Source organism: Arthrobacter sp. CAN_A6 (assembly GCF_015751715.1).
GTDB lineage: Bacteria > Actinomycetota > Actinomycetes > Actinomycetales > Micrococcaceae > Arthrobacter_D.
On sequence record NZ_JADOUV010000003.1, the window covers coordinates 1 to 17,988 of the forward strand.

At 67.6% G+C, this 17,988-nt stretch carries 15 protein-coding genes and 1 pseudogene; 12 read left to right on the forward strand and 4 right to left on the reverse strand.

All coding sequences use genetic code 11. The features are described from left to right. A pseudogene (locus tag IWX75_RS06265) lies at positions 1-318 on the reverse strand (type III polyketide synthase); the annotation flags it as partial. Positions 319-432: 114 nt separating this feature from the next. Here IWX75_RS06265 and IWX75_RS06270 point away from each other — a divergent pair. The 3 genes from IWX75_RS06270 to IWX75_RS06280 all read left to right on the forward strand — a co-directional run bounded on the left by IWX75_RS06270 (position 433) and on the right by IWX75_RS06280 (position 4,670). Continuing rightward, on the forward strand, positions 433-1,332 hold the full coding sequence (locus IWX75_RS06270) for an SDR family oxidoreductase (RefSeq protein WP_196821400.1): 900 nt from the start codon (positions 433-435) through the stop codon (positions 1,330-1,332). A gap of 135 nt (positions 1,333-1,467) precedes the next feature. Beyond that, positions 1,468-2,184 carry a hypothetical protein gene (locus tag IWX75_RS06275; RefSeq protein WP_196821401.1) on the forward strand — a complete coding sequence of 239 codons (717 nt, stop codon included), beginning with the start codon at positions 1,468-1,470 and terminating at the stop codon, positions 2,182-2,184. A gap of 50 nt (positions 2,185-2,234) precedes the next feature. Next, complete coding sequence (locus IWX75_RS06280) at positions 2,235-4,670, forward strand: Tex family protein (RefSeq protein ID WP_196821777.1); 2,436 nt, start codon at positions 2,235-2,237, stop codon at positions 4,668-4,670. 138 nt (positions 4,671-4,808) lie between these two features. On the opposite strand, the gene IWX75_RS06285 is transcribed toward IWX75_RS06280, so the two are convergent. After that, the gene (locus tag IWX75_RS06285) at positions 4,809-5,603 is read right to left on the reverse strand and encodes a transglycosylase family protein (protein ID WP_196821402.1); all 795 of its coding nucleotides are present in this window, start codon (positions 5,601-5,603) and stop codon (positions 4,809-4,811) included. Positions 5,604-5,950: 347 nt separating this feature from the next. Between IWX75_RS06285 and IWX75_RS06290 the strand changes: the two genes are divergently transcribed. Next, entirely contained in the window at positions 5,951-6,451 is a 501-nt protein-coding gene (locus IWX75_RS06290; protein ID WP_334684153.1) for an acyl-CoA thioesterase, read from the forward strand. Positions 6,452-6,632: 181 nt separating this feature from the next. Here the strand turns inward: IWX75_RS06290 and fdhA are convergent, their stop codons facing one another. Both fdhA and IWX75_RS06300 read right to left on the reverse strand, forming a co-directional pair. After that, positions 6,633-7,850 (reverse strand): formaldehyde dehydrogenase, glutathione-independent, encoded by a 1,218-nt coding sequence (fdhA, locus tag IWX75_RS06295; protein WP_196821403.1) that lies wholly within the window; start codon positions 7,848-7,850, stop codon positions 6,633-6,635. 169 nt (positions 7,851-8,019) lie between these two features. Further along, positions 8,020-8,277 (reverse strand): hypothetical protein, encoded by a 258-nt coding sequence (locus tag IWX75_RS06300; protein ID WP_196821404.1) that lies wholly within the window; start codon positions 8,275-8,277, stop codon positions 8,020-8,022. Between the two features lie 229 nt (positions 8,278-8,506). Here IWX75_RS06300 and IWX75_RS06305 point away from each other — a divergent pair, with 229 nt between their 5' ends. The 8 genes from IWX75_RS06305 (at position 8,507) to IWX75_RS06340 (ending at position 17,976) form a co-directional block, all read left to right on the forward strand. Then, positions 8,507-11,359 carry an aconitate hydratase gene (locus IWX75_RS06305; RefSeq protein WP_196821405.1) on the forward strand — a complete coding sequence of 951 codons (2,853 nt, stop codon included), beginning with the start codon at positions 8,507-8,509 and terminating at the stop codon, positions 11,357-11,359. Between the two features lie 137 nt (positions 11,360-11,496). After that, positions 11,497-12,162: a GntR family transcriptional regulator gene (locus IWX75_RS06310; protein ID WP_196821406.1), complete on the forward strand. Its 666-nt coding sequence runs from the start codon at positions 11,497-11,499 to the stop codon at positions 12,160-12,162. Between the two features lie 88 nt (positions 12,163-12,250). After that, positions 12,251-13,225, forward strand: a complete 975-nt coding sequence (locus IWX75_RS06315) for a nucleoside hydrolase (RefSeq protein ID WP_442858959.1) — start codon at positions 12,251-12,253, stop codon at positions 13,223-13,225. A gap of 87 nt (positions 13,226-13,312) precedes the next feature. Further along, positions 13,313-14,140, forward strand: coding sequence for an ECF transporter S component (locus IWX75_RS06320; RefSeq protein ID WP_196821407.1), 828 nt, complete (start codon positions 13,313-13,315; stop codon positions 14,138-14,140). 3 nt (positions 14,141-14,143) lie between these two features. Then, entirely contained in the window at positions 14,144-14,896 is a 753-nt protein-coding gene (locus IWX75_RS06325) for an energy-coupling factor transporter transmembrane component T (RefSeq protein ID WP_196821408.1), read from the forward strand. Beyond that, positions 14,893-16,446: an ABC transporter ATP-binding protein gene (locus tag IWX75_RS06330; RefSeq protein WP_196821409.1), complete on the forward strand. Its 1,554-nt coding sequence runs from the start codon at positions 14,893-14,895 to the stop codon at positions 16,444-16,446. The genes IWX75_RS06325 and IWX75_RS06330 overlap by 4 nt, the downstream gene beginning before the upstream one ends. Positions 16,447-16,501: 55 nt before the next feature. Further along, the gene (locus IWX75_RS06335) at positions 16,502-17,356 is read left to right on the forward strand and encodes an alpha/beta fold hydrolase (protein WP_196821410.1); all 855 of its coding nucleotides are present in this window, start codon (positions 16,502-16,504) and stop codon (positions 17,354-17,356) included. 11 nt (positions 17,357-17,367) lie between these two features. After that, positions 17,368-17,976, forward strand: a complete 609-nt coding sequence (locus IWX75_RS06340; RefSeq protein WP_196821411.1) for a maleylpyruvate isomerase N-terminal domain-containing protein — start codon at positions 17,368-17,370, stop codon at positions 17,974-17,976. Positions 17,977-17,988: the final 12 nt, after the last annotated feature.

Below are 17,988 nucleotides of genomic sequence, written 5' to 3' on the forward strand. Positions count from 1 at the left end.
GAGGGCCTTGCGGCCGGCCTCGATGAAGAGCTTGGTGCCCTCCTCCGCGTACACCTCGTTGCGGGTCTTGGTACTGGGCGAGAGGATGCGCATCTGACCCCTGTCGAAGAAGACGGGGTGCTCGGACTCGCTGTCCAGTGTCAGTTCCTTCACCACCGTGTACCGGGTATCGATTCCCGAGGAGTCGAACGCCGTGTTGACGAGCCGGGTGCCGAGCCGGGTGAGGTCGGGCTGCGCGGCGAAGGCATCGCGGACCTGGGGCTGCTTCATGACCGTTTCGGGCACGGCGGTTTCGAGGGACCTCAGCATCACTGTCATAGTCCATTACTAGAGGACTGCCGGGCTAAACACAATGACGGCGAAACTCCCGCTCCGGAAATATGGACAGTAGGCTTATTGTTCCCGCAGGTCCCGACATCCGAGGAGCACGGCATGGCAGACGGTCCGGAAAATACGCTCGACCGATCCGATCCGAGGGGGCCCGACGTCGATGCCTCGACCCAACTCCAGGAGTACCCGGGATTCACCGAACGGATGGATCCCCGGCCCGACCACGGAGAGGGCAGCTACCGGGGAAGCGGGCGGCTCGAGGGCCGCAGGGCTTTCATCACCGGCGGGGATTCCGGCATCGGCCGCGCGACCGCGCTGGCCTTCGCCCGGGAGGGCGCCGACGTCGCCATCGGGTACCTGCCCGAGGAGGAGGAGGACGGCCGCAGTTGCTGTGAACTCATCGAGGCCGAGGGGCGCAAGGCCCTGGCGGTTCCCGGGGACCTCCGCGAGGAGGCCTACTCGCGGGCGGCGGTCGACCGCGTCGTCGAAGGCCTGGGCGGACTGGACATCCTCGTCAACAATGCCGGGTTCCATATCGCTCAACCGGGCGGGATCGGGGACATCGACGCGGACCAGTTGAGGAGAACCTTCGAAACGAACGTGTTCGGGACGATCTGGCTCATCCAGGCAGCACTTCCGCACCTGTCGGCGGGCGCGAGCATCATCAACACGACGTCGGTGCAGGGTTACCAGCCGTCGACGAGCCTCATGGACTACGCGGCCACGAAGGCAGCACTCAACAACCTGACCGTCAGCCTCGCCGAGCTCCTGGGCGAACGGGGCATCCGGGTGAACGCGGTGGCGCCGGGGCCCATCTGGACCCCGCTTCAGCCCGCCACCACCACATCGGAGAAGCTCGAGAGCTTCGGGAAGGACACGCCGCTGGGACGGATGGGCCAGCCCGCGGAGGTTGCCGGGGCCTTCGTGTTCCTGGCGTCGAACGACGCACGCTACGTCTCGGGTGAGGTGCTGGGTGTGACCGGAGGCAAGCCCCTCGGCTAGCGTAATCCGAAACGTCGACCGAGATTTTCGGGGCAGCGACCAAGCCGGGAGGCTCGTCGCGGCGAATGACAACCAGAGACGCCGCAGTCCCGACGGCCGCGGCAACCGGCAAATTATCGAACAGGTGGCACGGGCGTGACGAGATCCAGGTACAGGACGGGCGGGTTCCTCACTGCGGGAGTCCTTTCCCTCACGCTGATGTCCGGATGCGCGGTGGCCGAGGACAACCCGCTCGACGTCAACACGGCGCGGGACGTCCAGGGCGATGCCGGACCGGATGCCGCGGAGCAGGACGGTGGCCGGAGCGCCGAAGGCGAGCCGTTCTCCGGCGAGAGCGCGGCGGACGCCACCTTCCTGGGGGAGAACCTGGGGGACGACCCGCTCAACGTCGGTGCCGACGGCGCGAAGCTGTGCGGCGTCCAGCCGGAAGGCGGTGTCCTCACGTACACGGTGATGCTTCACAACCCCACCCTGCAGAGTTTCGTCTTCGGCGACATCAGCCTCGGTTCGCCCGAGGGACTCACGGCGGTCTCCGCCGAAATCACGCCGGCCAACCGTGAGGGCCATGGCAATCACGGAGCAGGGCCGAGTGCCCACGCGGAGCATGAGGAAGTTCCGACACCAGAACCTTCGGCGTCGGCTCCGAGCACCTTCTCGGTGGAGCCCGTTCCTGCGAACGGGTACCTCTTCGAACCGGACCAGCACATCAACATCGTGGTGGCCGTCCAACTCGACGAGGGTGTCCAGCGCGGAACGGCCGAGAACGTGCTGGTGAACTTCTCCACTCCGGACCGCGAGTATTCGGTGCCGCACAACCTCAACATCACCATCGACGAGGAAACCTGCGCCTGAGCCCGCTGACTTCCGGGCACAATCGTTCCACTCCAGCGGAGTAGGGGACAATTGCACAAGTGAACCCCCGATCCCCGTCCCCGGACTCCGCCCTTTTCGACCAGCTCGCCCGCGAGATCGGAGTTCGGCCCTGGCAGGTCCGGGCAGCGGTGGAATTGCTCGATTCCGGCGCCACCGTCCCGTTCATCGCCCGGTACCGCAAGGAGCTGACGGGGACGCTGGACGACACCGACCTGCGCACCCTCGATGAGCGGTTGCGCTACCTGCGCGAACTCGAGGAACGACGGCGGACCATCCGCGAGGCGATCCAGGCGCAGGGGAAGCTGACTCCCGAGCTCGACAGGCTCATCAGTGACGCCGACACCAAATCGAGGCTCGAGGACGTCTACCTGCCGTACCGGACGACGCGCCGGACCAAAGCCCAGGCGGCGCGCGAGGCGGGTCTCGAGCCGTTGGCCGACGCCCTCCTCGCCCGACCTGCCCTTGAACCCGGCGTCGAAGCCATGCGGTATCTGGGCGGTGCGGTGCCGACCCCGGAGGACGCGCTCGCCGGCGCGCGCGCCATCCTTCTGGAGCGTGCCGCGCAGAACGCAGACCTCCTCACGGCGGCTCGGGAACGGCTGTGGAGCAAGGGGGTGCTTCGTAGCCAGGTAGCCAGAGAGCAGGAAGTTGGCGGCCAGAAGTTCCGCGACTACTTCGACTTCGTCCAGGCTCCCGCATCAATGCCTTCCCACCGCGTCCTGGCCTTGTTCCGGGGCGAGAAGGAAGGCGTGCTCGAGGTGACTGTGCACGAGGCGCCGCCGTCCGATCCCGCAGCCCTCGTGGCGGCCCGCGCCGGTTTCGAAAACGCTGTCGCAAGGGCGCTCGGCGTGACGGACCGCGGGCGCCCCTCCGACGCGTGGCTTCTGCAGACCGTCCAGCAGGCCTGGCGGCGCATCCTCACCAAGCTTTCACTGGATGTCCGGGCACGGCTTTTCCAGAATGCCGAGACCGAGGCCGTCCGGGTGTTCGCCGCGAACCTGCGCGATGTCCTGCTGGCGGCGCCTGCCGGAAGTCGACCGGCACTCGGCCTCGACCCAGGCCTGCGGACCGGCGTGAAAGTTGCAGTAGTGGACGGCACGGGCCGGGCGGTGGCCACCGAGACGGTCTATCCGCATGCGCCGCGGAACAACTGGGAGGGCGCACTGTCGACGCTGACCGGGCTGATCGAAAGGCACGGCGTCGAACTCCTCGCCATCGGCAACGGCACGGCCTCCCGTGAAACGGACAAGCTGGCCTCGGAACTCCTGCATCGGCTGCCGGGGCGAAAGCTCCAGAAGCTGGTGGTGTCCGAGGCAGGGGCCTCCGTCTATTCGGCCTCGGCGCTCGCCTCGGCCGAGCTGCCGGGTATGGACGTGTCGCTGCGCGGAGCCGTATCGATAGCGCGCAGGCTGCAGGACCCGCTCGCCGAGCTCGTGAAGATCGATCCGAGATCGATCGGCGTCGGCCAGTACCAGCACGACGTGGCTCCAGCGAAGCTGGAGCGGTCCCTCGCCGCAGTGATCGAGGACTGCGTCAACGCGGTGGGAGTCGACGTTAATACTGCATCCCCTGCGCTGCTGGCCAGGGTTGCGGGCGTCGGAACGCTCCTGAGCGAAAACATCGTCGCCCACCGCAACACGAACGGGCCGTTCCTCCGGCGCGCCGATCTCCTCAAGGTTCCACGGCTCGGTGCGAAAGCATTCGAGCAATGCGCGGGATTCCTGCGGGTGAGCGGCGGGGCGGAATCCCTCGACGCCTCGAGCGTGCACCCGGAAGCCTACCCCCTCGCCCGCAGGATGCTTGCCGCCGCAGCGGGCGCCCCGGTTCGTACCCTCGATCCGCAGGAGTTCGTCAGCGCGGGTTTCGGCCTGCCGACGGTCCTGGACATCCTGGCGGAACTGGAGAAGCCGGCCCGCGACCCCAGGCCCGGATTCACCACCGCATCCTTCCAGGAAGGGGTGGAGCAGATCTCGGACCTGGTTCCCGGCATGATCCTCGACGGCGTGGTGACCAACGTCGCGGCCTTCGGCGCTTTCGTCGATGTGGGAGTGCACCAGGACGGCCTCGTCCACGTGTCTGCGATGGCGGACCGCTTTGTGGGTGATCCACACCAGGTGGTCCGATCCGGCCAGGTGGTGCGGGTCCGCGTGGTGGACGCCGATACCGAGCGCAAGAGAATCGCCCTCACGATGCGCCTCGACGACGACGCCGCACGGGTGCCGAACAGGGAGCCGGTTCGTTCGGGCGGGAGCGGACGACGGCGGAGCGACGAGCCGGCCGCCGGCCCGGACCCTAAGGGCACGGGGCGCGGGGACGGCGCCGACCTTAGGGGTGCGGGGCGCAGGGGCGGCGCCGGTGTGCCGGCGCCCGGGAGGGACAGAAAGGCGGCTCCACGCCCTGGCGGGGACGGAGTACCGTCAACCGGGGCAATGGCGGAAGCCCTCAAACGCGCCGGCCTTGCGTAGCAGGCTCTCTCTCGGTGGCACGGATCGAGGAGCATTGCCGATTGAACGCAGAGAACCCCCGCTCCCGAAGGAGGCGGGGGTTCTCTAAGGCCCGACGAACCGGATCAACCAGCCCGACGAGACGGTGGGGACTGTTCCCTAGGCGGGGAGCTGCAGTACGGCACCGGTGAAGATGAGGTCAGCGTGGATGACGGTGTCGGCATTGGCTGCATACAGAGCCTGCCACCCACCGGTTACGCCGAGCTTGGTGGCGATGATGTGGAGCGTATCGCCGGCCTGGATGGTGTAGGTCTCGCCGCTCAGCGCAGGAGCCGCGGCTACGGGAGTGTGGACCGGTGCGGCCACGGCGGCAGGAGCTGCAGCAGCCGGGGCTGGTGCGACGGCCTGGACGGGAGCCTGGACTACGACCGGAGCCTGGACTACGACGGGAGCCTGGGCTACGACGGGGGCCTGGGCCACGACGGGAGCCTGGGCTACGACGGGGGCCTGGGCCACGACGGGGGCCTTGGCCTGAACCGGAACCTGCGCTACGGGAGCGGGCGCTACGGCAGCGGCATTCTGCTGGAACGAGACGCTGCCGGGAGCGGCTGCGCCGTTCAGGCCGAGCTTTGCGGAGCAGGCGGGCCATGCGCCCCAGCCCTGACCGGCGAGAACGTTCTCGGCGACAGCGATCTGCTGTTCGCGGGATGCGTTCTGGGGTGCGCCCTGGCCGCCGAATGCCGCCCAGGTGGAAGGCGTGAACTGAAGCCCGCCGGAGAAGCCGTTTCCGGTGTTGATGCCCCAGTTTCCGCCGCTCTCGCACTGTGCGAGGCGGTCCCAGTCGCTGGCGGGAGCTGCATTGGCGGAGCCTGCTGCGGCTCCGAGTGCAAGGCCGGAGAGTGCGAGACCGGCAAGGCCGCGGCGCGCGTTAGTAACAAGTTTCTGATTCTTCATGGGTACGATGCTCCAAAAGGCCACCCGCACTCGTTCCGTCCCCGGAGTTCGTTGCGCCGCTGCTCACCCTTGACGTTTAGTGGTCTTGGTTGGCGACCGCCACATGAGCAGCATGCGGTGGAGGGCGGCGCCGGGCATATGCGATTGCGCGGTAAAAACCGGCAACTTTGTGGGATCCCCTACCGGGGAACTTCCCCCACCCTAGAGCATAATTTGATCGTTGCCAAACCGAGATCGAACGGTGCTTGACTTTGCGTTCGCTGGCTGGGGATAAAGTGGCGAAAGTGTTGCCCGTATGCCACGCTGCCGCCGCCTGGTGCTGCCGAAGCCGTCATGCGGGGCAGGAAATGGGATACAACAGATGGATGAACCCCGCCCCTTCGGTCGCGCTCCGCTGCGCCATTGCGCTCCGGTGGAGCGACATGGACGCCTACGGGCATGTCAACAACGTGCAGGTGCTGCGAATCCTCGAAGAGGCGCGGATCTCGGTCTTCGGCGCGCCCGCAGGGACCGGGGCCGGGACCCTGGAGGCGCCGGCCGGGCAGGTGTCCCTGTTCTCGGGCATCGCGCACGGCGTGCAGGCGCTCGTCGTCGAGCATCGCGTGCGCTACACCGCTTCCCTCGAATACCGGGGCGCACCCGTTCATGTGGACGTCTGGATCAGTGCCATCAAGCCGGCGAGCCTCACCATGGACTACCTGGTGGTTGACCCGGTGACGAATGAGGTCTGCGTCAAGGCACAGACCGTACTGGCATTCCTGGACACGGCGACGGGCCGCCTGGAGCGCACCACCCCGCAACAGAAGGAGCTGCTGGCCGGTCTGCTCGGCGAGTCGCTGTTCCGGTAGTTCAGCTCGGCGGCCTCGCACGTATCCGGCATCCAGAACCCCCGGGCACAGTGGAGGACTGCGGCAGGACAGCAGGGTGGAGAAATCGTCCGGTTGGCCCGCAGCCATCACTGCAGGCCAACCGATCGAGCGTGCTGCTCCTGCCGGTGCGCTGCCCTGCCATCGGGGCGGCGGGGGACGGCTACGCCGCTACGTACCCGTGGGGGTCGAGGACGTACTTGGTCGCCGCGCCGGCGTCGAACTCCTCATAGCCACGCGGCGCCTCGTCGAGACCGATCGCCTTCGCGTTCACTGCCTTCGCGATGGAGACCTTGTCATGCAGGATCGCCATCATGAGCCCCCGGTTGTACTTCATGACGGGACATTGGCCCGTGGTGAAGGACAGTGATTTCGCCCACCCGGTACCGAGACTGATGGACAGCGATCCCACCTTGGCCGCATCGTCCACCGCCCCTGGATCGCCCGTGACGTAGAGCCCCGGAATGCCCAGCGCGCCACCGGCGGTCGTGACCTCCATGAGGGAGTTCAGCACAGTTGCCGGGGCCTCGCTCGACGAGCCCGCGCCATGCCCGCGCGCCTCGAAGCCCACCGCATCCACGCCGCAGTCGACCTCGGGAACCCCGAGAAGCTGCTCGATCTGGTCCCGGGGATCGCCCTTCGATACGTCGACGGTCTCGCACCCGAAACTGCGGGCCTGCGCGAGGCGCCCCTCGTTGAGATCACCCACGATCACGACGGCGGCGCCCAGCAGTTGCGCTGAAACCGCAGCGGCAAGGCCGACGGGACCGGCCCCTGCGATATAGACAGTGGAACCCACTCCCACTCCCGACGTCACCGCGCCGTGGAATCCCGTGGGGAAGATATCGGAGAGCATGGTGAGGTCCAGGATCTTCTCGAGGGCCTGATCCCGGTCCGGGAACTTCAGCAGGTTCCAGTCGGCGTAGGGCACCAGGACGTACTCCGCCTGCCCTCCGACCCAGCCCCCCATGTCCACGTAGCCGTATGCGGCTCCGGGGCGGGCGGGATTCACGTTGAGGCAGATGCCGGTCTTGCGCTCCTTGCAGTTGCGGCACCGGCCACAGGAGATGTTGAAGGGGACCGAGCAGATGTCACCCACCTTGATGAATTCGACGTCCGGCCCCACCTCCACGACCTCGCCGGTGATCTCGTGTCCGAGCACGAGGTCGGACGGTGCCGTGGTGCGCCCGCGGACCATGTGCTGGTCCGATCCGCAGATATTGGTCGTTACCGTCTTCAGGATGACGCCATGGTTGAGTTTCCGGCCGATATTCGCCGGGTTGACGCCCGGCCCGTCCTTGAGCTCGAAGGTGGGGTAATCGATATCGATGACTTCAACTTTTCCAGGTCCCTTGTAGGCAACGGCTTTGTTCCCAGGCATGTGATTCCCTTTTCTGTTGATCGCCGCCCGGCCTTACGGGGCCGGGGCAGAACTGAACCCCGGAGACGACGGTCGAGGAATGCCTACCGACATCCAGCGGAGCATGGGTCCAAGATACCGCCTGGAGGGTAGCGCGAAGGTTGCATCGTCTGCGGGACCGGATGCGGTGTCAGGCCTCGGCGTCCCATTCCTCAGCACGCTCAGCGGCATCCTCGGGGGAGAGGTCGTCCTCGGAGTGCAGGGGTTTACCGTCACCCGTGTAACTGGCCGGGACCATGCCCCCCTCATGGTTGCCCTGCTGCTCCCGGATGTTGTCCGCGGGATGTCCGGAGGTCCCGCTGCGCGGTTCCAGAACATCCTCCCGCCGGTCGTGCGCGGGGGCGCCGTCGTTATGGGTTCCGGGTGTTGGAGAGGGTGGCTTCGTCACGGTGATTCCCCTTTGGATGCGGTGTCGATCGTGCTTCAGCCTAACCCCGGAGGCTCCGGTTTTTCAGGGACACCTTCCTCTGAACCGGCTCGCAGCGAGACGCACCGGCACGCCGGAGGCCATGCCGCATCCGGGCCCCTCCGGACGTGATGTGTACGAATGTATACATTGCAGGGTGATGCGTAATAGAATTGGTGACACACGACATTCCATTGAAGGGAGCCCTGTCATGACGACAGCGGATTCATTCGGCTCAAAGGGCACACTTGATGTAGCCGGCGCCGAGTACGAGATTTTCCGGCTGAATGCGGTGGAGGGCTCCGAGCGTCTCCCGTACAGCCTCAAGGTACTGCTGGAAAACCTGTTGCGCACCGAAGACGGAGCCAACATCACGGCGGACCATGTCCGGGCGCTCGCCCAGTGGGACGCCGACGCACAGCCCAGTACCGAGATCCAGTTCACGCCGGCACGCGTCATCATGCAGGACTTCACCGGTGTCCCCTGCGTGGTGGACCTGGCGACGATGCGCGAAGCGGTGGCGGAGCTCGGCGGAGATCCCACCCGCGTGAACCCGCTGGCGCCCGCCGAACTGGTCATCGACCACTCCGTCCAGATCGACGCCTTCGGCAACGCCGGTGCCCTCGAGCGCAACATGGAGATCGAATACCAGCGCAACGGTGAGCGGTACCAGTTCCTGCGCTGGGGCCAGACGGCGTTCGATGACTTCAAGGTGGTACCGCCCGGAATGGGCATCGTCCACCAGGTCAATCTCGAATACCTCGCCCGCACCGTCATGACCCGCGAAGTCGACGTCGACGGAGTGAAAGTCCTCCGCGCCTACCCGGATACCTGCGTCGGCACCGATTCACACACCACCATGGTCAACGGCCTCGGAGTGCTCGGCTGGGGCGTCGGCGGCATCGAGGCCGAGGCCGCCATGCTCGGCCAGCCCGTCTCCATGCTGATTCCGCGCGTCGTCGGTTTCAAGCTCACCGGTGAGATTCCCGCCGGTGCCACCGCCACCGACGTCGTGCTGACCATCACCCAGCAGCTGCGCAAACACGGTGTCGTCGGCAAGTTCGTGGAGTTCTACGGCGAAGGCGTTGCCGCAGTGCCGCTGGCCAACCGCGCCACCATCGGCAACATGAGCCCCGAGTTCGGTTCCACCGCCGCGATGTTCCCCATCGACGACGTCACGCTCGACTACCTGCGCCTCACCGGGCGTCCGGCGGAGAACGTGGCACTCGTCGAGGCGTACGCCAAGGAACAGGGGCTGTGGCACGATCCGTCGAAGGACATCCGGTTCTCGGAGTACCTGGAGCTCGATCTCTCCACAGTGGTCCCGTCGATCGCCGGTCCCAAGCGGCCGCAGGACCGCGTGGCGCTCACCAAGTCGAAGAGCCAGTTCCGCGAGGACCTGCGCAACTACTCCAATGATCCCGATATCGCCGAGGCTGCGAGGGGAACGGTGGACGAGGCGTCGGAGGAAAGCTTCCCCGCGTCGGACAGCCCGAGTTTCACCGCAGGCATGTCATCGACCACGATCGACGAGAACGCCAAGCCCCGCGAGACCGTGTCCGAGGGAGAAGGCGCCGCCAGCCGCCCGTCGAAGAAGGTGACCGTCTCCCTGAAGGACGGCCGCGAGTTCGAGATCGACCACGGCGCGGTCAGCATCGCATCGATCACCTCGTGCACCAACACCTCCAACCCCTCGGTGATGCTCGCCGCCGCCGTGTTGGCGCGCAACGCGGTGGAGAAGGGCCTGGTCTCCAAGCCCTGGGTCAAGACGTCGGTCGCCCCCGGATCGAAGGTCGTCACCGACTACTACGAGAAGTCGGGCCTCATTCCCTACCTCGAGAAGCTCGGCTTCTTCGTCGTCGGATACGGTTGCGCCACGTGCATCGGCAACTCCGGCCCCCTCGACGAGGAAATCTCGCAGGCAATCCAGGACAACGACCTCGCCGTGACCGCCGTCCTGTCCGGAAACCGCAACTTCGAGGGCCGCATCAACCCCGATGTGAAGATGAACTACCTGGCCTCCCCGCCGCTCGTCGTCGCGTACGCCCTGGCAGGGACCATGGACTTCGACTTCGACACCGAGCCCCTGGGCCAGGACGAATCCGGGACCGATATCTTCCTGAAGGACATCTGGCCCAACCCGGTCGAGGTGCAGCAGGTCATGGACTCCTCGATCAACGAGGAAATGTTCACGGCAAGCTACGGAGCCATCTTCGACGGCGACGAGCGGTGGCAGTCGCTGCCCACACCCGCCGGCGCCACCTTCGCCTGGGATCCGGAATCGACCTACGTCCGGAAGCCGCCGTACTTCGACGGAATGAAGCCCGAGGCCGAGCTGGTCGAGGATATCGACGGCGCACGCGTGCTCCTGAAGCTCGGCGATTCGGTCACTACCGATCACATCAGCCCCGCAGGCTCGTTCAAGTCCGACACCCCGGCAGGAAAGTACCTGCTCGAGAAGGGTGTGGAGCGCAAGGACTTCAACTCCTTCGGATCGCGCCGCGGAAACCACGAGGTGATGATCCGTGGCACCTTCGCGAACATCCGCATCAAGAACCAGCTCCTCGATGGGGTAGAGGGCGGCTTCACGCGGGACTTCTCCCAGCCCGATGCACCGCAGACCGCCGTCTACGACGCCACCGAGAACTACCGCGCGGCAGGAACGCCGCTCGTGGTGCTCGCCGGCAAGGAGTACGGATCGGGATCGTCGCGTGACTGGGCAGCCAAGGGCACCGCCCTCCTGGGCGTCAAGGCAGTTGTCGCGGAGAGCTACGAGCGCATCCACCGCTCCAACCTCATCGGCATGGGAGTGCTGCCGCTGCAGTACCCGGAGGGCCAGAACGCCGAAAGCCTCGGTCTCACCGGTACCGAGACGTTCTCGGTACACGGCGTGACCGAGCTGAACGAGGGCCGGACGCCGGCGACGGTCAGGGTCACCGCGACCCCGGAGAGCGGCGACGCGGTCACGTTCGACGCCGTGCTCCGCATCGACACCCCGGGTGAGGCCGACTACTACCGGAACGGCGGCATCCTGCAGTACGTCCTGCGCCAGCTCGTCGGCTAGGAAGCTCGTCGGCCGGGAATCCAGGGCAGGGTGGTGGAAGGCCTTTCCGGCATCCACTGCCCTGCCCCGTTCGTTCGGACGGAACACCATCGTCATCACCGGAGCGCCACCGCTCAACAGCACCCGAGGGAGGCACCATGGCTGAATCGACCGAGGTGTCGGCGCGGATGGACGGCGACGCGATCTTCCGGATCCTCCGTAACGAGATCCTCTCGGGAGTGCACCCGCCGGGGACAGCGCTGCGGGAAGTGGTCGTGTCCGAGCGGTTCGGGGTCTCGCGCACGCCCGTCCGCGAGGCGCTGAGCCGCCTGCAGCACGAGCGGCTCCTGGAGCGTGCAGCGCGCGGACTGCAGGTGCCGCAGATCGACCCCCAGGAAGTCATCCAGATCTACGACCTGCGCGTGATGCTCGAAGAGGAAGCCGCAGGCCAGGCTGCCCTCAACCGTGGAGCAGCGGACCTGATGCGGCTCGAGGCCCTCCTGGAGCGGGACCGGGCAGTGGTGGACCCGGACGACAACACCAAGGTCACCAACAACCTCGAGTTCCACACCACCCTGTGGGCGGCCGCCCGGAACCCGATCCTCATGGACCTGCTCCAGCGGCTCTCCACCCACCTCATCCATACACCTCGCTCCACGCTGTCCGTCGGGAACCGTTGGCAGGAAGTCCTCGGAGAGCATGACGCGCTCATCCGGGCGGTTGCCGAGCGCCGGGCCGACGACGCACGCAGCATGGCGAGGGTGCACATGGAAACTGCGCGCGCCCTCCGGCTGCAGCTGCTCCGCACCTCGGCGGCAGGGTGACGTGATCGCCGCGAGGACCACTCCGAACACGCGACTGCTGGTCGACGTCGACACCGGCATCGACGACGCCGTTGCGCTGCTGTACCTGATGGCGACACCCGGGGTGGCCCTTGAGTCGATCACGTGCACTGCCGGAAATGTCGGTGCCGCCCAGGTCGCAGCGAACAACCTTGCGTTGCTCGAACTTGGCGGCTGCGAGGGGGTCGAGGTTGCCCTGGGGAGCGAGGTTCCCCTCCAGGTGCCGCTCGTGACCACCGAGGAAACGCACGGGGACCAGGGGATCGGATATGCAGTGCTGCCCGCCGCGCGGCAGGAGGTCTCGGCGCGCCACGCCGTCGACGTCTGGGTGGAGACCGTGCGCGCCAGTCCCGGCGAGATCACCGGACTGATCACCGGGCCGCTGACCAACTTCGCCCTGGCCCTGCGGGCCGAACCCCGACTGCCGGAGCTCCTTCGGGGCCTCGTGATCATGGGCGGCGCCTTCAACTATCCCGGGAACACCACCCCGGTCGCGGAGTGGAACGTGTCCGTGGATCCCCATGCCGCGCGGGAGGTGTTCGCTGCGTACCGGGGGCTGCCGGAGGACAAGCTGCCGGTGGTGTGCGCGCTGGAGACCACCGAGCGGATCGAGTGCCGGCCGGAGCACATCGACCGGTTGTCCCGTGCCGCCGGTGCGGGAGGGGAACGCGTGTCCCCGGAGGATGCCGCCGGCACGCTGAGCACCAACGCGAACCCGGTGGTCGCCTGCGTGTCCGATGCCCTCCGCTTCTACCTGGAATTCCACCGGCTGCACGACCAGGGGTACGTGGCCCATCTGCACGATCTCTTCGCCGCGATGGTGGCAACGGATGAGGCGCGCTACACCACGCGCCTTGCCGCGGTGGACGTCGAGACGGACTCACGACTGACGATCGGACAGACTGTCGGCGACTTCACCGGGATGTGGAGGCAGCCGCCGAACGCGCGGGTGGTCTCGGGGAACCATCCGGGAGAATGCTTCGACCTGATGATTGCCAGGCTTTCCGCGCTGGCCAGGACGCGGGACGCCGCCCGGCGCAGGTAAACTGGGCTCTGCCTGCGCATCGAGCGCGGTCGGCGCCGAGGTGACATGAGGTGCATTACCCTGCCCCGACGCGCCTAAGGATTGCAAGTGAGTTCAGCCCTGACCCTGCCCCTCCAGCGGGAAGCATCCCGTCCACGTCGCGCCCTGATCGCGGCCGGGGCCTTGCTCATCGCCGGGACGTACCTCTACCTGGTGCTGGTCCAGCCCGCCGACATCGCGGGCGGCGGGGGGAGCGTGGCGTCCCTCGTCTCCCTCTTCGGTTTCCTTGGCGGCGGGGCATTGCTGGTAGGCGGAATCCTGCCGACGCTGACCACGAGTTCGCTGGTGGTGATGCCCCTCGGCATCGCCCTGAACATCGCCATCGGACAGACCGCGGGGAGCCTCGGCCTGCAGATCTACCTCGACGCCATCGGGACCGTGCTTGTCGCAGTCCTCGCCGGGCCCGCTGCCGGTGCGGCGACCGGTGCGCTGAGCAACGCGATCTGGGGCCTGTTCAATCCCTTCGCGCTGCCCTTCGCCGCCGGCGCGGCACTGATCGGCCTGCTCGCGGGCACCGCCGCGAAGTACGGGGCTTTCCGGCGCGTCTACCTTGCACCGTTGGCAGGCCTCGTGGTCGGGGCTGTGGGCGGACTGGTCGCGGCGCCGGTGGCGGCATTCCTGTTCGGTGCCGCGGGTACGGTGGGCACGAATGCGATCGTCGCGGCCTTCCGCGCGATGGGGGATTCCCTGCTCGTCGCGGCGACGAAGCAGGGCCTGACCTCCGACACCATCGACAAGCTGATCGTGTTCACGCTCGTTGCGCTCATCGTGTACGCGCTTCCGGAACGCGCCCGGAACCAGTTCCCCTTCGTACGGCGGAACCGGGTTCTTGCCGGCCGTGTCCCGGCACCCGCTGCGGGCGCTTCCGGGGGGTAGCGGATGCCCCGGCGCCGGATCTTCAACCCACTCACGGAGCTGCTTGCGGCGACCCTGGTGGTGGTCCTCGTGCTGGTCGTCAACCGCTGGCAGTTCTCATTCGTGGTCCTGGTGGCCGGAATCCTCCCTGCCGTCCTCCTGTCCGGCAAGCCTCGCAGTATCGGCCTCGCGCTCGCCGTCGTCGCGGCGCCCCTCCTCGTCTCATCGCTGGTGCTTCACGGCCTGTTCTTCCCCGAAGGGACTTCGGTGCTGGCCCAGTGGGGGCCGGCACGGGTGACCGTGGAGGGGCTCGAGTTCGCGGCGCTGATGGGGCTCCGCATGGCGGTGTTCTCGGGTGCGCTGCTCACCGTCATGATGACCGCGAGCATCCCCGAGCTGGTGTCCACGCTGACCCACCGGGGGTGGAACCGGAAGCTTGTCTTCGTCATCGGTTCGGCCGTGGGCCTGCTTCCGTCCGTCGTGATCCGGGCACAGCACATCCGCAGGGCCCAGGAAGCGCGCGGGCTGGTGGTCGGCGGCGGGCTTCGACGATTCAAGGCGCTGCTCATGGTGAGCACACCGCTGGTGACAGGGTTGCTGGTCGACGCCTCCGAACGCACGCACATGCTCGAAGCGAGGGGATTCTCCTCGACGGTCCGGCGCACGAGTTACCTGCCTGACACCGACTCCGCAGCCCAGCGGGCAGCACGCTGGGCCATGACGGGCGGAGTCGTCCTGTTCAGCTGCCTGTGGTTCGCGATAGGTCCGGCGGCATGATCAGCCTCGAATGTGCGTCCCTCACCTACGACGAGGGCCCTCCCGCGCTCGCGGACATCGCGTTGACCGTCGAGGCGGGCGAACAGGTGCACGTGGTGGGGTCCTCCGGATCGGGGAAGACCTCGCTCGCCCGCCTGCTGGCCGGGCGGACCGGGGGCGACGCCGGAACGATCTTCCGCGGTGCGCTGACCCTCGGGGGAGTCCGCCTCGAATTCGGGGACGGAGCGCACCCGAGGATCGACCCTGCCGCGTGGAGCAGCCGGGTGGGTTATGTGGCGCAGGGCGCCTGGGGACAACTGTCCATGATGTCCTCGACGGTCGCCGAGGAAATCGCCTTCGGACCGGCCAACTCCGGGATGCCCGCCGGGCAACTGCGGACTGCGGTCCACGACATCGCGGCAAGGCTCCACCTGACGGACCTGCTGGACCGCGACCCGCGGACGCTTTCCGGCGGGCAACTGCAGAAAACCGTCATTGCGGCCGCACTGGCCGCCGAACCGCGGGTGCTGATCCTCGATGAGCCTTTCCAGGGCCTGGACGCCGGTGCCGCCGCCGATGTCGCGGCTGCCCTCGATCGCTTGAGGTTCAACGGGACGGGGCTGGTGATCTGCGAACCGATGGTGCCGAGACGCCCACCGGGGGATGCCAGGGTCCTCGCCCTGGAGAAAGGAAGCCGCGTCTTCGAAGGGACACTCGCCGATGCCCGGCAGGCCGGCCTGCGCCGCCACGGTATCGCCCTGGAGGGGGAGCCGCCCCGGCTGCGGTCCCGACGCACTGCCTCCGGTCATCTACACGATCCCGCTTCGGACGACGCCTCGAGCAAGCGCTCAAGCCACCCTTCGGGCTTTCCCTCCGGTGTGCCGGCGGTCGGCCCGAAGGACGGCGGCGTCCTCGCTGAGCTGCGCGGTGTTTCCTTCACCCACCCCCGGCCGCCAGCCGGAACGCCGGCAGGAATCTCCCGGGTCGATCTTCGCCTCTGCCGCGGCGAGGTGGTGGCACTGCTCGGGCCGAACGGGTCGGGAAAATCGACGCTGCTCCAACACCTCAACGGACTGCTCCGGCCCGCCTCGGGTTCGGTGTGGATCGACGGGCGGGCGCTGGGCCGCAGGCCGACGGGGGAACTCGCGGCAATGGTCGGGTACCTGTTCCAGAACACCGACCAGCAGTTGTTCGAGCGGACCGTCCTGCGCGAAGTGTCCTACGGGCCGAGAGCGGCAGGAAGGAAGCGTGCGGCCGCACTCGAGCAGGCCCGGCTGGCGTTGGCGGAGGTGGGACTCCTCGAATACTCGGGGCTGCACCCGTACGAACTGGATTTCGTCCGGCGCCGTCTCGTGGCGGTGGCGTCGATGATCGCCACCCGGCCGCGGCTCTGGGCGCTCGACGAACCCACCGCAGGGCTCGACGACGTCGGCCGCAATCTTATGGGCGAACTCATCCGGGCCCATGCCGGCAGGGGCGGCGGCGTCGTCCTGGCCACCCACGACACCGCTTTCGCGGACGCGGTGAGTGACCGCACCGTCATTCTGGAGGCCGGCAGGGTTCCCGCGTAGCCGGCCGGGGCGGTACCCTCCCGGAACCGCCGTCCGAACAGTAGTGTGGGGAAGCATGGATGTCCTCAGGGAGCGCCGACGCACGGTGTCCGCGAAAGGAGCCGAACTCGCAGTCTTCGAGTACGGTCCGGAACCGGACCCGTCCGTTCCCTCGCTGCTGCTGGTCCATGGTTACCCGGACGATCACCGCGTGTTCCAGGACGTTCTCCGGGAACTCGCGCCGACACACCACCTCGTCGCCTATGACACCCGCAATGCCGGTCAGTCCGTAGCCTCCGGGGGAACCGGGACGTACAGGCTCGCAGCCCTCGTCGATGATCTCTTTGCCGTCCTCGATGCCCTGGACTCCGCTTCGGTCCACCTGGCCGGCCACGACTGGGGATCGATCCAGGGCTGGGCGGCCATCCAGGATCCCCGGGCGGCCGGACGCATCACGGGCTTCACGAGTATTTCAGGCCCGGACCTGCGCCACTTCAGCCGCTGGCTGCGCGCGGCCGCCCGCACTCCCCGGCGCTGGCCGCAGCTGGCGGGACAGTTGATGCGCAGCTGGTACGTCGCCGCGTTCCAGATTCCGCTCCTCCCGGAGTCCGCATGGCGGCTCTTCCTCACCCGACGGTACGAATTCGCGGTGCGCCGGAGCGTCGATGACAACCCCGAGCGCGGCCTGGCGCTGTACCGGACGAACCTGTTCTCGAAGGAGCCGCTTCCGCCGTTCGCCCGGGTGTCCATGCCCGTTCAGGTGGTGGTGCCCCTCAAGGACCCGTTCCTTTCCCCAGCACTCGTCGACGGACTCGACACCTGGGTCGACGACCTCACGGTGCTCCGCGTCAAGGGCGGGCACTGGTGGCCCGCCACGCGGCCGGCGGACTTCGCCGAAGTGCTTCGTACCGGGCTGTTGCCGCCGCAGTGAAGGGTGAAGCAGTGCAGCACAGCCAGGAGTTCACTGACGCCTCCGCAGCATTCGTGGGCGTGGTCCGGCAGGTCTTATCGGCGGACTGGGAACGGCCGGCCCTCGGGACGTGGTCGGTACGCTCCCTCGTGGGCCACACGGCCCGTGCACTGACGACGGTTGAGGAATACCTCGCGCTCGGGGAACCGGATTCACCGACAGTGGGCAGCGCCGAGGAGTACTTCAGCACCTTCATTACCGGGGCCACCGATCCAGGACAGGTTGCCCTACGCGGTGTCGAGGCAGGGGAACGGCTGGGGGCGGATCCCCTCGTGGCGATCCTGGCGGCGCGGGAACGGGCCCTCGCAGTGCTCGCCGTCCAGCGCCCCGGGCGGATCATCGCGGTCCGCGGTGCCGCGCTGCCGCTCGGGGAGTACCTGCGGACGCGGGTCTTCGAACTCGTGGTCCATTCACTGGATATCACCCGGGCCATCAACGCCGATGCCGATATCCCCCGGGCGCCCCTCGCCGGTTCGGTGCTTCTCGCCGCCTCCATCGCGAGCGCAACAGGGTCAGGAGAGGTCCTGCTGGCCGCCCTGACCGGCCGCGGCCGACTGCCGTCCGGCTTCAGCGTGATCTGACCGCTCGGATCG

Coding starts and splice junctions, on each gene's coding strand:
- IWX75_RS06325 (WP_196821408.1), top strand. CDS start 14,144: ATGCCCCGGCGCCGGATCTTCAACCCACTCACGGAGCTGCTTGCGGCG.
- fdhA (WP_196821403.1), bottom strand. CDS start 7,850: ATGCCTGGGAACAAAGCCGTTGCCTACAAGGGACCTGGAAAAGTTGAA.
- IWX75_RS06270 (WP_196821400.1), top strand. CDS start 433: ATGGCAGACGGTCCGGAAAATACGCTCGACCGATCCGATCCGAGGGGG.
- IWX75_RS06290 (WP_334684153.1), top strand. CDS start 5,951: ATGGGATACAACAGATGGATGAACCCCGCCCCTTCGGTCGCGCTCCGC.
- IWX75_RS06315 (WP_442858959.1), top strand. CDS start 12,251: ATGGCGACACCCGGGGTGGCCCTTGAGTCGATCACGTGCACTGCCGGA.
- IWX75_RS06310 (WP_196821406.1), top strand. CDS start 11,497: ATGGCTGAATCGACCGAGGTGTCGGCGCGGATGGACGGCGACGCGATC.
- IWX75_RS06330 (WP_196821409.1), top strand. CDS start 14,893: ATGATCAGCCTCGAATGTGCGTCCCTCACCTACGACGAGGGCCCTCCC.
- IWX75_RS06305 (WP_196821405.1), top strand. CDS start 8,507: ATGACGACAGCGGATTCATTCGGCTCAAAGGGCACACTTGATGTAGCC.
- IWX75_RS06335 (WP_196821410.1), top strand. CDS start 16,502: ATGGATGTCCTCAGGGAGCGCCGACGCACGGTGTCCGCGAAAGGAGCC.
- IWX75_RS06285 (WP_196821402.1), bottom strand. CDS start 5,603: ATGAAGAATCAGAAACTTGTTACTAACGCGCGCCGCGGCCTTGCCGGT.